The 12934-nt window shown below is 62.3% G+C and carries 12 protein-coding genes and 2 pseudogenes; 3 read left to right on the forward strand and 11 right to left on the reverse strand.

Annotated elements, in window-relative coordinates; all coding sequences use genetic code 11:
- Positions 1-96 precede the first annotated feature (96 nt).
- The 3 genes and pseudogenes from PQR32_RS28235 to PQR32_RS28245 form a co-directional block, all read right to left on the reverse strand.
- Positions 97-750, reverse strand: a complete 654-nt coding sequence (locus PQR32_RS28235; protein WP_408234704.1) for a lytic transglycosylase domain-containing protein — start codon at positions 748-750, stop codon at positions 97-99.
- Between the two features lie 115 nt (positions 751-865).
- Positions 866-1153, reverse strand: a pseudogene (locus PQR32_RS28240) (cytochrome-c peroxidase); the annotation flags it as partial.
- Between the two features lie 433 nt (positions 1154-1586).
- Positions 1587-2570: a helix-turn-helix transcriptional regulator gene (locus tag PQR32_RS28245; protein WP_408234707.1), complete on the reverse strand. Its 984-nt coding sequence runs from the start codon at positions 2568-2570 to the stop codon at positions 1587-1589.
- A gap of 112 nt (positions 2571-2682) precedes the next feature.
- Between PQR32_RS28245 and PQR32_RS28250 the strand changes: the two genes are divergently transcribed.
- The 3 genes from PQR32_RS28250 (at position 2683) to PQR32_RS28260 (ending at position 4414) form a co-directional block, all read left to right on the forward strand.
- Positions 2683-3330: a glutathione S-transferase family protein gene (locus PQR32_RS28250; RefSeq protein ID WP_408234710.1), complete on the forward strand. Its 648-nt coding sequence runs from the start codon at positions 2683-2685 to the stop codon at positions 3328-3330.
- Between the two features lie 160 nt (positions 3331-3490).
- Positions 3491-3751 carry a DUF6723 family protein gene (locus PQR32_RS28255; protein ID WP_132376655.1) on the forward strand — a complete coding sequence of 87 codons (261 nt, stop codon included), beginning with the start codon at positions 3491-3493 and terminating at the stop codon, positions 3749-3751.
- A gap of 60 nt (positions 3752-3811) precedes the next feature.
- On the forward strand, positions 3812-4414 hold the full coding sequence (locus PQR32_RS28260; protein ID WP_408234712.1) for a hypothetical protein: 603 nt from the start codon (positions 3812-3814) through the stop codon (positions 4412-4414).
- Between the two features lie 151 nt (positions 4415-4565).
- Here PQR32_RS28260 and PQR32_RS28265 read toward each other — a convergent pair whose 3' ends face one another.
- The 8 genes and pseudogenes from PQR32_RS28265 to PQR32_RS28300 all read right to left on the reverse strand — a co-directional run bounded on the left by PQR32_RS28265 (position 4566) and on the right by PQR32_RS28300 (position 12846).
- Positions 4566-5498: an electron transfer flavoprotein subunit alpha/FixB family protein gene (locus PQR32_RS28265; protein ID WP_408234914.1), complete on the reverse strand. Its 933-nt coding sequence runs from the start codon at positions 5496-5498 to the stop codon at positions 4566-4568.
- Positions 5499-5522: 24 nt separating this feature from the next.
- A complete protein-coding gene (locus tag PQR32_RS28270) occupies positions 5523-6272 on the reverse strand; it encodes an electron transfer flavoprotein subunit beta/FixA family protein (protein WP_408234714.1) in 750 nt (249 codons plus the stop codon).
- A gap of 58 nt (positions 6273-6330) precedes the next feature.
- Positions 6331-6869 (reverse strand): annotated as a pseudogene (locus PQR32_RS28275) (feruloyl-CoA synthase); the annotation flags it as partial.
- A 445-nt stretch (positions 6870-7314) separates the two neighbouring features.
- Positions 7315-7650, reverse strand: coding sequence for a hypothetical protein (locus PQR32_RS28280; RefSeq protein ID WP_408234717.1), 336 nt, complete (start codon positions 7648-7650; stop codon positions 7315-7317).
- A 414-nt stretch (positions 7651-8064) separates the two neighbouring features.
- On the reverse strand, positions 8065-9882 hold the full coding sequence (gene glmS / locus PQR32_RS28285; protein ID WP_408234720.1) for a glutamine--fructose-6-phosphate transaminase (isomerizing): 1818 nt from the start codon (positions 9880-9882) through the stop codon (positions 8065-8067).
- Positions 9883-9948: 66 nt separating this feature from the next.
- Positions 9949-11310: a bifunctional UDP-N-acetylglucosamine diphosphorylase/glucosamine-1-phosphate N-acetyltransferase GlmU gene (gene glmU / locus PQR32_RS28290; protein WP_408234723.1), complete on the reverse strand. Its 1362-nt coding sequence runs from the start codon at positions 11308-11310 to the stop codon at positions 9949-9951.
- Between the two features lie 126 nt (positions 11311-11436).
- Positions 11437-12447: a tRNA 2-thiocytidine(32) synthetase TtcA gene (gene ttcA / locus PQR32_RS28295; protein WP_408234726.1), complete on the reverse strand. Its 1011-nt coding sequence runs from the start codon at positions 12445-12447 to the stop codon at positions 11437-11439.
- Positions 12448-12450: 3 nt separating this feature from the next.
- A complete protein-coding gene (locus PQR32_RS28300) occupies positions 12451-12846 on the reverse strand; it encodes a dihydroneopterin aldolase (RefSeq protein WP_091798215.1) in 396 nt (131 codons plus the stop codon).
- Between the last annotated feature and the right edge of the window lie 88 nt (positions 12847-12934).

The following is a 12934-nucleotide window of genomic DNA, read 5'->3' on the forward strand; positions in this document are numbered from 1 at the left end:
AAAAGCGCGCAACGCAGCGTCTTGCAGGACGTGACCGTGCATTGCCGCGGCTGCGACGCTGCGACGGCGGATAAAACCGAGAAAGCGGAATGTCGCTTAGTGTGACGTCGCGGGAAGTCCCGTCGCCGATGTCGCCGCGCCGTTCAATCCGGTGGCATTCACGGACGGGACGGTGAACGCGTTGGCCCAGTTGCCCGGCGCCGCGCAGCGGTCGGACGTAGGCCGTGCCGCGCACATGCCGGCCTGCCCGTCAGATTGCTGGGCAGCGTCTTGCGACGGCGCGACCGAGGCGAAGTCTTCGACGCGCAAACTCACTTTCTGCGCGTACGCTTGCGATCCGCCGTAGCTCTTGAGCGCGGCATTCATGTCGCCATTGGCCGAGCGCATGTACCCGTAAAGAATCGCCGAGCCCACTTCGATGTTCGCGGTCGGCTCGGTGAGGTCCTTGACGTTCTTCAGCAGTCCGCGATGCGCGCCGGGCACGACCTGCATCAGCCCGGTCGCGCCGTTGGCGCCCTTGGCCTTTTCCTTGAAGCGGGATTCGATCGAGATGATCGCCAGCAGGAGCGCCGGCGGGAGGGAATATTTCGAGGCGGCGGATTGCACCGCGTCGGAAATCTTTTGAGCCTTTTCCTTTGCCAGACCGAATTTTTGCGTCAGATACGCGGACATTCGGTCGGTGTTTTCGTCTGCCGTCGCGGTCTGCATCAGGCCGAGCGAAAGCACGATCAGGCAAAGTAACCGGCTCATAACGGAGGACGGGAAAAAAAGGGGATCCGGCCATTATAGCTCTGCCCCCAAATTAACCCCAGAAAGCACCGAAATTCATCTGAGGAATCGGAGCTCGCGGGTCTTCTTTCGCGTTTCAGTGCGACGGCTTCGGCTTCAGCACGTAGTCGTCGTTTAGCGTGGCGAGGAAAGCGGCGACGTCGTCGATATCGCGCTCCGACCAGACCGGGCGCTCGCCGGCTTTGCGTGTGAGCGGCTCGTCGGCCGTATCGACGTTGACGCGCAGCGCGACCGGTAAATCGTTGAATTTGTCGCCCTTGCGGTGCGCATCCTTCGGATACCACTTCGCCGGATTGGTCTCGCGCTGCACGTAGAAGCGCAGTGCGTCCTTCAGCGTATGGAACCGGCCGTTGTGGAAGAACACGTCATCGAAATATAGTTGTCGAGGCTCACGTGACCCGTGCCGTAGTACTGCTGCACCATCGCGCCCTGCGACGCGACCCTTTGCGAAAGATACGGCGCCTTGCTGGTCGCCCCAAAGGGGGCGCGTAGTTTTCGTTCTCGAGCGTGATGACGAAGACGTGCCGGATCTGCTGCTGCCCGCTCAATTTCAACGACGAGGACGATGAGCCGCACGCCGCGACGATCAAGCCGATTAAGACCGCGCAAACGACCATGAGAAATGCACGCAACCCGCTGCGTTGTGACATGTTTTTGCCCGTGGGGACTGGAGTTTTATTCGCGGGCAAACTTTATTCAGCGTGTACGACGTCACCGTCAATCACGTCGCATTGTTGCCGTATGCCGGTCATCTCACGCGGCGTATGGGAATGCCTGCGACGCATCACCTCGCGCCGTCATTCCGCGTAACGGCGATGCAGCGCCGCCGCGATCTCCGACATGCGCGCGCGCAACTCGGGCGGCGCCAGCACTTCGGCCTCGGTGCCGAAGCGCAGCAACTCCGCGCATGCCTGCCTCACCGAACCGACGGGCAACGTCACGGTGCGCCAGCCGTCGCCGGGATCCGGTTCGCCGATGACCGCCGCCGAGCGCGCGAACGGCGACGTGAAGATTTCGAGCATCCGCATGCCCCAAGGCGATAGACGCAGCGTCGCTTCGCTCGCGTGCATTTCTTCGGAAAGACGCTGCGTGCTGTCCTGCCAGTAGGCGGCGAGATCGAATGCGGGCGGCCGCTCGAACGTCTCGTCCAGCAAGCTCAATTGGAGAATGCGCGAAATGCGGTAGATGCGCACGTGCGGCCCGACGCGCCCGACCACATACCACGCGCCGCTTTTCAGCACGATGCCGAGTGGTTCGATCCGGCGAAACTTCTCGGCTTTCCAACTCTGATAGCGAATCTCCAGCGGATGCTGCTCCCACACCGCACGCGCGATCGACGGCAGATGGGCGGGCTCGTCCGCGTCCGAAAACCACGCCGGTGCGTCGAGATGAAAGCGCGAGCGCATGCGCTCCGCGGTCGAGCGCAATTCGACCGGCAGCGCGGCCAGTAGCTTGGTCTGCGCGCCGGCCATCACCGCGCCCAACCCGAGCGCCTGCATCGGTCCCGGCAAGCCGGCGAGAAACAGCGACTCCGCTTCCTGCGAGGACAAGCCGTTCAGCCGCGTGCGGTAGCCGTCGAGCAGACGATAGCCGCCTTCCGCCCCGCGCTCGCTATGAACGGGAACGCCTGCGGCGCTCAGGGCGTCGATATCGCGATAGATGGTGCGCAATGAGACCGTGCATTCGTCGGCGAGCGACTGTGCGGTGACGCGGCCACGCGCCTGCAGCGTCATCAGGATGGAAAGAAGGCGGCTCGCTCTCATGCGGACAAGTGTAGTCATACCTGACACAAACTGACAGGTATGGGCGCTTAGGATGGACGTATTCCCGGCGCCTCGTCGTTGCCTCAGGCCCGGTTTTCGTCCATCACGCACATTCGGGAAGGTTCGAGCCATGACCACAGACCGCACGATCACGCTGTTCCACTCGCCGCAATGCCGCTCCGTCAGCGCGCTCACGCTGCTTGAAGAGCTTGGTGCACCGTACCAGTTGAAGGTGCTGAACATGAAGGCCGGCGAGCAGCGCAAAGCGCCCTATCTCGCCATCAATCCGCTCGGTAAAGTGCCGGCGATTCTCCATGGCGACGCGCTGGTCACCGAGCAAGTCGCGATCTTCATCTATCTGGCCGACCTCTTTCCTGAAGCCGGTCTCGCGCCGGCGCTCGACGATCCGTCGCGCGGGCCGTATCTGCGCTGGCTGGTGTACTACGCGGCGTGCTACGAACCGGCACTGGTCGACAAAGCGATGAAGCGTGAACCCGCGCCGCCCGCCACTTCACCCTACGGCGATTTCGATTCGATGATCGGAACGGTGACAAGCCAGTTACAAGCCGCGCCCTATCTGCTCGGGGACACGATGTCGGCAGCGGATATCTTGTGGGGCATCGCTTTGCATTGGGGAATGATGTTCAAGCTGGTGCCCGAAACGCCGGTCTTGCTCGAGTATGTCGAACGCATTTGCACGCGGCCGAGTTTCGTGGGCGTGAGCGAGCGGGACGTCGCTCTGGCGGCCGAGCACGCGGCGGCAGTCAAAGACGCCTGAAGATGGCGGTCGCCGCTCGGTTCGCGTGTGGGCTCGCCGGTTGAATCCGCCCGGATTTGAGACAATGAAGCCCGCCGGCGAATATCTTCCCGGGACAACCGGGTGTAGGCTTGGCGTTTCGTGCCGCTGCCGGCCCATCGAACAAGAGATGTTTTCAGGTATGAGCAAGACCGCATTTATTCCCAGCGTCCCCGCGACGTCGGAGGACGACTTTGAAATTTCAGCCACGTCGAAGCTGGCTGGCTACCGGCGTTTCTTCGGCGTGTTGAAAGTGGTTCGAACCACCGACGGACGCGTGCTGTTTCCGTTCGACGGCGCGCCCGAACTCGGGCCGTACGCGACCAAGCTGGAAGCGGTCGCGGCGGCGCAGGTGTACGGCGAACATATCGTCATCAGCGACCTGGCGCGGCCGGAGTTGTAGGCGCGAGCGCGTAGCGAGCGTTGCGTTGATCGTTGGTGGTGCTTACTTCGGGAGCAGCGAATGACCTGTGCGCGCAACGTCGGTTCATCGGCCGCTGTCATGTGGCGTGCGGCCTCTCTCGTGAGCGTGCTCGCTGCGGCGCTCTGTCAATCCAGCTTCGCGCAGGACGCCAGTGTACCCGCCGGACAACAGGCGCTCGGACGCGCCGAAGTGATTCACGCGCAAGTCCGCGTGGTCGCAATCAATACCGTCACGAACAGCGTCACGCTGCGCGGTCCGCGCGGCAATCTCGCTGACGTCGACGTCAATCCTGCCTTGGCCGATGTCAGCCGGCTCAAGATCGGCGACAAGCTCAACGTTGCATATCAGCAGGCGCTGCTGGTCAACATCGACAAGCTGGCGACCAAAGGTGTGCGCGAACGCGTGGAGACAACCGCAGCGATACCGGCTTCGGCGGGCTACGCGTCGTCGGCGCATAGCGTGAAAGTGGTCGCGACGGTGATGAAGATCGATCGCAAAAGCCGCATGGTGACGCTGCGGGGCCCGAAGCATCAGCAAGTGCTCAGGGCCGCAAAGGGGATTTCGCTCGATCGGTTGAAGGTCGGCGATAGCGTGCAGGCGGAGTTTGTTTCGGCGGCGGCGGTGGAGTTGGTAAGGGAATGAGGGTTTCCCGCGGACAGGATCGCGCTTCAGAGAACGGCCAGCGACGATCGGGCATTCGACTCCCTGGTGCGGCTGCATAACCTGGCCGACCTTCCGACACAAGTCGTCACGAAGGCCGGCCAACCGGATTCGACGCCTACAGCCTCCCAGCCTAAATTGCCGACATCAGTTGCGGCACCGCCTCGAAGAGATCCGCCTCCAGCCCATAGTCCGCAATACTGAAGATCGGCGCCTCGGGATCCTTGTTGATCGCCACGATCACCTTCGAATCCTTCATGCCAGCCAGATGCTGGATGGCGCCCGAAATGCCACAGGCGACGTACAGTTGCGGCGCCACGATCTTGCCCGTCTGCCCGACCTGCCAGTCGTTGGGCGCAAAGCCGGCATCGACGGCCGCGCGGCTTGCGCCAAGGGCCGCACCGAGCTTGTCGGCGAGCGGCGTCAGCACGTCGTTGAATTTCTCGCTGCTGCCGAGTGCCCGGCCGCCACTCACCACGATCCGTGCATCACCAAGCTCAGGCCGTTCGCTCTTCACGACGACGCGCTCCACGAAGGTGGACATACCGCTGTCCGCCACGGCGGTCACGGCTTCGATTTCAGCACTGCCGCCATCGGCTGGCGCGGCATCAAAGCCGGTCGCCCGCACCGTGACCACCTTGACCGGATCGCCGCTTTTCACCGTCACGATTGCGTTGCCGGCATAGATCGGACGCTGGAACGTATCCGCGCTGACAACCCGCGTCACGTCGGAGATTTGCGCCACGTCGAGCAACGCGGCAACGCGCGGCGCGACATTCTTGCCGCCGCTGGTGGCCGGAAACAGAATGTGGCTATAGCTCGGCGCGAGCGCCAAAACCTGCGCGGCGACGTTTTCGGCGAGGCCCTCTGCGAGTTGGGGTGCGTCGGCGTGGAGTACCCGCGATACGCCGGCCACTCGCGCCGCAGCCTGCGCGGCACTCGCGGCGGCTTCACCCGCCACGAGCACATGCACTTGACTCCCGCATTGAAGCGCTGCCGTCACGACATTGAGCGTGGCCGACTTGATTGAGACATGGTCGTGCTCAGCCACCACCAGCACATTGATGCGTGCAGTCATATCCGTTTCCCCTCAGATTACCTTGGCTTCGTTTTTCAATTTGGCGACGAGCGCCGCGACGTCGGGCACCCTCGTGCCGCCGCTGCGCTTTGGCGGTTCTTCCGTGCCGAGTGTCGTGAGACGCGGCGCGACGTCCACGCCCAATTGCTCGGGCGTGAGCGTCTCCAACGGCTTTTTCTTTGCCTTCATGATGTTCGGAAGCGATGCGTAGCGCGGCTCATTCAACCGCAGATCTGTCGTGACCACCGCAGGCAGCGCAAGGCGGAGCGTTTCCAGACCGCCGTCGATTTCGCGTGTGATGGTCGCGTGGCCATCGGCGAGTTCGATCTTGCTGGCGAAAGTCGCCTGCGGACGGCCAGCAAGCGCGGCCAGCATCTGCCCGGTCTGATTGCAATCGTTATCGATAGCCTGCTTGCCGAGAATGATGAGTTGCGGTTGCTCCTTATCAACCAGCGCTTTAAGGAGTTTGGCGACGGCGAGCGGCTGGAGGTCTGCATCGGTTTCGACCAGGATGCCGCGATCCGCGCCGATTGCCATCGCCGTGCGCAAGGTTTCCTGGCACGCACCGATACCACAAGAAACCGCAATCACTTCGCTGACCACGCCCTTTTCCTTGAGGCGCACGGCTTCCTCGACGGCGATCTCATCGAACGGATTGATACTCATCTTGACGTTCGCGAGTTCGACGCCCGAGCCGTCTGATTTGACCCGGACCTTGACGTTGAAGTCCACCACGCGTTTGACCGCGACCAATACTTTCATCTGTTATCTCCTCTAGCAATCTGTCTCATGTCGATCATCCCGCGCCCGACGAGTGTCATCAGGCACACGCGATATGCGCCACACGGCCCGCGTGATACAACTCATCAACCAGATGGGCGCGGCGCGCACGCGTAACTGCCTGGTTGACGTAACCCTTGTCGGCGATCTCGTTGGCATCGACCGAAGGTGGCTTGGCCATCGGCAGTAGACGCTCGACCTTCAGGCTCGCCCCGCCTGGGCGCTGATCCCGCAGCCGCGCCTGCAAACGCACGACGACAATCGGATGACGAACCAGCTCAGCCGCATCCAGCGTGGCCAACTCCGGAGCGATCTGTTGACAGGCGGCAACGTTGAGCCACGCAAGCGCGGCGATAAAGTCATGATCGTGACCACAGATCACCGCGTCGGTGAGTAGCGGAGCGCACTGTTCGAGCAGCGCGAGCCGCACAGACCCTGTTCTCATCCACGTCCCGCTGGTCAGTTTGAGTCCTCCACGACGCGACCCGCGAAGCGAAGTCCGCGAGACGGATTGACGGGGTCGACGAGCCGGACCGCATCGCCAAGGCGGAAGTAGGCTTCGTCGTCGAATGCATCAGCGGCCGGTCCTGCCGCAGACCAAGCTCAAGCAGCGCCGCGGCGAACACCTGCAACTGGCGCCACAACGCGCTCCAACTGATTGACCGCCAGCCGCTCTCCCCGTCTCTTTCGCGCAAGGCCGGCGTATCGGCACGGCGCTCGGCCCACGTAGCTACGAAATCGGTAAAGCCGCTTTGCTCGATGGCGACCGGTTGTGTCGCCGAGCGAAGAATGAGCGTGCCATCAATGCGGCGTTCGACGACTGTCGGCCGTACCGGCAGACGGGGCGATCGGTAGGGGACAGCCATGTTGCTGGCCGCGTTATGCGTAGTCATACTGCCTGTCTCCGGAGCTTTGTCTTGTCAGTGCTGGCGTTCCCGCGGAGTCGCGGAGAACACTCCTTTGTAGCCTAGGTTAGCGGTTTCCAATAATGACGGGACCACCCGGAGCGGGTGGCGATCCCGCGTCACGCACAGAACATCGCGTTCACGCTGACGCAGCGCGCCTTGAGGACCGTCTTCGCGAGACCGATCGGTCCAGACGCTGTCAAGGAAAACGTCGTCGGCACTGCGATGCAATCGACTGGCCACGACTTACTCACCTCGCGGCTCCAGAATATTTGGCGTAGCCACTGCAGCGCGTCGCGAACCTTTGCCTCACGCAACGTGTAAAGATTGTGCAGCGTGTGGGTCGCGTCCTCGGAAGCACAGAATGCCTCGAACTTTGGCAGGTAAAACATGAACTCAGCAGGCGCTTCCGATTCGGGCGCCATTAGCACCACAACCTCGACACCATCAAGCATCAGCTTTTCGCCACGGCTGGCGTCTTGAAGTCGGGTGTGTCAGCGAACGCGAGAAACCTGGCATAGTTTCTGGAGTCGATCATTCTTCAGTGAGAAGCTGTCAGCGACAAGATCGACTGAAGTCGTGCCAGATAACCGATTGAAAAACTTCATTGACGCGTATGCGTGAACAACCTGTCGATTCAGCGTAAGAAGAGTCCGTTGCTTTACCATACGCCGCCCCTCGCGAAGCCCACCTGCGACACACGGACACGGACGAGAGCGCACGATCGTTGACGAAAAAAAATGGGGCGCCGAAAACTGCTTCGGCGCCCCATTAGCTCAATCTACGTTTTTTAGCGCTACGGCTAGCGCCGTTTCCGCAAAGAAAATGCTCCCCTGTCAGCCCGCACGAAAAGCGAGCAACAAGATCAATTACTCCACTGTGACCGACTTCGCCAGATTGCGCGGCTTATCCACGTCCGTACCGCGCGCACACGCTGTGTGATACGCCAGCAACTGCAGCGGCACCACATGCAAGATCGGCGACAACAAGCCATAGTGTTCCGGCATCCGGATCACATGCAGACCTTCGTCATTGACGATCTTCGTATCCGCGTCGGCGAACACATACAGCTCCCCGCCGCGCGCACGCACTTCCTGAATATTCGACTTCAGCTTTTCCAGCAGCGCGTCGTTCGGCGCCACCGTCACCACCGGCATCGCTTCCGTCACGAGCGCGAGCGGCCCGTGCTTCAACTCGCCGGCCGGATACGCTTCAGCGTGAATATACGAGATCTCCTTGAGCTTCAGCGCACCTTCGAGTGCGATCGGGTAGTGCAGGCCGCGCCCGAGGAACAGCGCATGTTCCTTGCGCGAAAACTCTTCCGACCACGCGATGATCTGCGGCTCGAGCGCCAGCACGCTATTCAATGCGGCGGGCAAGTGGCGCAGTTGCTTCAGGTATTCGGCTTCCTGCTGCTCGCTCACACGACCGCGCATCTTGCCCAGCGTCGCCGCCAGCACGAACAGCGCAACCAGTTGCGTCGTGAATGCCTTGGTCGATGCCACGCCGATCTCGCGACCCGCGTGCGTCAGGAACGAGAACTCCGTCTGACGCACCATTGCGCTCGTCCCGACGTTGCATACCGCCAGCGTATGTTTGTGACCGAGCTCCTGCGCATGCTTGAGCGCCGCGAGGGTGTCCGCCGTTTCGCCCGATTGCGAGATCACCACTACCAGCGACCTCGGATTCGGCACCGACTCGCGATAGCGATATTCGCTGGCAATTTCCACCTGCGTCGGAATCTTCGCGATCGATTCGAGCCAGTACTTCGCGGTCAGCCCCGAGTAGTAGCTCGTGCCGCACGCCAGGATCAACAGGCTGTCGATCTCCGCGAACACCTTGTCCGCGCCCTCGCCGAACAGCGACGCGTCGAACGAATCCGCTTGCGGGATCGTGTCGGTGATCGCGCGCGGCTGCTCGAAAATTTCCTTCTGCATGAAGTGGCGATACGGGCCGAGTTCGACCGCGCCGCCATACGCCGCCACTTGACGCACTTCGCGCTGCGCTTCATTGCCGTCGCGATCGGCGATTCGCACGCCATCGAGCGCCAGTTCGCAGACGTCGCCTTCTTCGAGAAAAATGAACCGTTCGGTGCTGCCCGCGAGCGCCAACGCGTCCGAGGCGAGGAAGTTTTCGCCCTGGCCGAGCCCGACCACCAGCGGCGAACCCTGGCGCGCGCCGACCACCGTATGCGGCTGGTCCTTATGCAGCACGGCGATCGCATACGCGCCGTGCAGTTGCCCGACGGCTTCACGCACCGCCGCGAACAGGTCGCCGCGATACAGGCTGTGGATCAGATGCGCGATAACCTCTGTGTCGGTCTGCGAGACGAACGTGTAACCCTTGCCACGCAGCATTTCACGCAGCGTTTCGTAGTTCTCGATGATGCCGTTGTGTACCAACGCCAGCGCATCTTTCGAGAAGATCGGGTGCGCGTTGTCCGTGACCGGTGCGCCGTGCGTCGCCCAACGCGTATGGGCGATACCCGTGATGCCTTCGAGGTGGTTCTCGCGCACCTGCTCGTCGAGATCGGCCACCCGCGCCACGCTGCGCGCGCGGCGCGGACCGCCGTCGCCGAGCACGGCCACGCCGCACGAATCGTAGCCGCGATATTCGAGGCGACGCAGTCCTTCGATCAGGACGGGAACAATATTACGTTGCGCTACCGCGCCGACAATGCCACACATGGCTCATTCCTTTTCAGTGCTAGTGCTGCGTTTCAGGGAGCGCGCGCCGTGCGCGCGTCATGCCCATCAGCTCTTTTTCTTGGTCGGGCGCACGTAGCCCGTTTTGCTCGTTTGCGTCTTGTCGTTCAGGACCAGCGCGTCGGCTTCGACGTCCTTCCAGACCGTGGTGCCCGCCGCGATCGTCACGCCGCGCTTCACGCGCACCGGCGCAACCAGTTGCGTATCCGAACCGACGAAAACGTCGTCTTCGATGATCGTGCGGAATTTGTTCGCGCCGTCGTAATTGCAGGTGATAGTGCCGGCGCCAATGTTCACGCGCGCGCCGATATCCGCGTCGCCGATATACGTGAGGTGGTTCGCTTTCGAACCGTGGCCGAGCACCGCGTTCTTCACCTCGACGAAGTTGCCGACATGCGACTCGTCGTGCAGCGACGCACCGGGGCGCAACCGCGCATACGGTCCGAGCACGACATTCGCGCCGACTTCGGCGCCTTCGATATGTGTGAACGCGTCGACGCGCGTACCGGCGCCGATGTTCGCATCGCGGACGACGCAGTTCGGCCCGACGGTGACGTTGTCAGCCAGCGTCACGTGGCCTTCGAACACGCAATTCACGTCGATCGAGACATCGCGGCCGCATTCGAGCGTGCCGCGCACATCCAGCCGCGCCGGATCGGCGAGCGTCACGCCGGCGACCAGCAGCGCATCCGCCACGTTGTGCTGATGAATCCGCTCGAGTTCGGCAAGCTGCTGCTTGCTGTTCACGCCGAGCGTTTCCCACTCGTCGTCCGGCTGCGTGGTGACGACTTCGAGTCCGGCTTCGATCGCCATCTCGACCGCGTCGGTCAGATAGAACTCGCCTTGCGCATTGTCGTTCTTCAGCGCGGCAAGCCAGCCGCCCAGACGTTCGGTCGGTGCAACGATGATGCCGGTGTTGATCTCGGCGATCTCGAGCTGCTCGGGCGTGGCGTCTTTCTGTTCGACGATGCGCGCCACTTTGCCATGCGCATCACGCACGATGCGGCCGTAGCCGCTCGGGTCTGCGAGCGTGACCGTGAGCACGCCGTAGCCGCCCTGCCCCGCGCGATCTGTCAGCGCCTGCAGCGTACTGGCGCGCGTGAGCGGCACGTCGCCGTAGAGCACCAGCGTGGGCGCGGACGGATCGAGCAGTGGCAGCGCCTGCTGCACCGCGTGCCCCGTGCCGAGTTGCTGTTCCTGCACGGCGAACTGCACGTCCGGCGCGGCGACGGCCTTGCGCACGGCTTCGGCGCCGTGGCCGATCACCACTACGAGATGCGTGGGTTTGAGCGTGCGGGCAGTATCGATGACGTGAGCGAGGAGCGGCCGGCCAGCCAGGGGATGAAGCACCTTGGGAAGCGCGGACCGCATGCGCTTGCCGGTGCCTGCCGCCAAAATCACAATGTTCATGGCACGGCAAATAGACGAGTTTGGAGGCGTCGATTCTAACACGCACCCTCTAGCGAAAAAGGCCGCTGTGGCGGCCTTGCTGCGTACTGCAATGTGCGGAAACGCCCATACGGCGAGCGTTTTTCGTCAAAGATCGTCGAACTGGACGATTGAAATCGATTTTGCTCCGTTGAGCGTGGCGCCCTCGCCGGCATCGGTCGAACACGGCTCCTCGTCAAAGGCGATATCGCCTTGCGGATCGGCCTCGCCGGTCGCACGCAGACCCGCGAACGGGAACAGCTTGTGATCCATCAGATGCGAGGGCACGACGTTCGACAGTGCATTGAACATGTTTTCGATGCGGCCCGGGAAGCGCTTCTCCCAATCGCGGACCAGCGCCTTCATTTCCGCGCGCTTCAGATTCGGCTGGCTGCCGCACAGATTGCACGGAATGATCGGGAATTCGCGCAGTTCGGCGTACTTTTCCAGATCGGTTTCCTTCACGTAGGCGAGCGGGCGGATCACGATATTCTTGCCGTCGTCCGATTGCAGCTTGGGCGGCATGCCCTTCAGCTTGCCGCCGTAGAACATGTTCAGCAGCAGCGTTTGCAGAATGTCGTCGCGATGATGGCCGAGCGCGATCTTGGTCGCGCCGAGTTCGCCGGCGACGCGGTAAAGAATGCCGCGCCGCAGCCGCGAGCACAGCGAGCAGGTGGTCTTGCCTTCCGGCACCAGCCGCTTGACGATGCTGTACGTGTCCTGATTCTCGATGTGAAACGGAATGTCGAGTTGCTTCAGGTATTCGGGCAACACGTGCTCGGGAAAGCCTGGCTGCTTCTGGTCGAGGTTCACCGCGACGATGTCGAAATTGATCGGCGCGCGCTCGCGCAGCCGCATCAGAATTTCGAGCATCGCATAGCTGTCCTTGCCGCCCGACAGGCACACCATAACCTTGTCGCCGTTCTCGATCATGTTGAAGTCGACGATTGCCTCGCCGACCTGGCGCGCGAGCCGCTTGAACAGCTTGTTGTTCTCGTACGCTTCCTTCTGCTCACGACGCGTGAGCGGCGTCTTGGCGCGCGAGGCGGCTTGCCTGGCCTCGGTTGCATCAGCAGTCGAGGCGGTCGCCGCGCCATTCAGGATTTCCGGAGCATTCATGGCTCAATCCTCTTTGATACGGAAGACTTCGACGCCCACCGCGTCGCAGTCAGGATAAACGTCCGGCTTTTCCGTCGACACGCGCGCGGCCCGCACTTGCGGATGTTCGAGCATGGTCTTGACGAGGTCGTCGCAGAGCGTTTCCTGCAAGTGGATGTGGCCTTGCTCGACGCGGCGCGAAATGGTGGAACGCATGAAGTCGTAATCGACGACTTCGTCCAGCTTGTCCTGAACCGGCGTGGACAGCGCGAGCGGCACGTACAGTTCGACGTTGATCACGACGCGCTGTTCGCCGCGCTTTTCGAAGTCGTGCACGCCGATGTTGATGTGCACTTCGTAATTGCGCAGAAAGAGCCGGCGGCAATCGGCGAGCCGGGGATGCGAAAGAGCGGCAAACATGTTCGTTCCAGTCGAAAAAAGCGTGCGGGGCACGCAAAGGGGTGCTTCACAGCGCGGCGGCCACCGATACAACGGCTGGCCGTGCGCA

The sequence above is a fragment of the Paraburkholderia dipogonis genome (assembly GCF_046027395.1).
GTDB classification, from domain to species: Bacteria; Pseudomonadota; Gammaproteobacteria; order Burkholderiales; family Burkholderiaceae; genus Paraburkholderia; species Paraburkholderia dipogonis_A.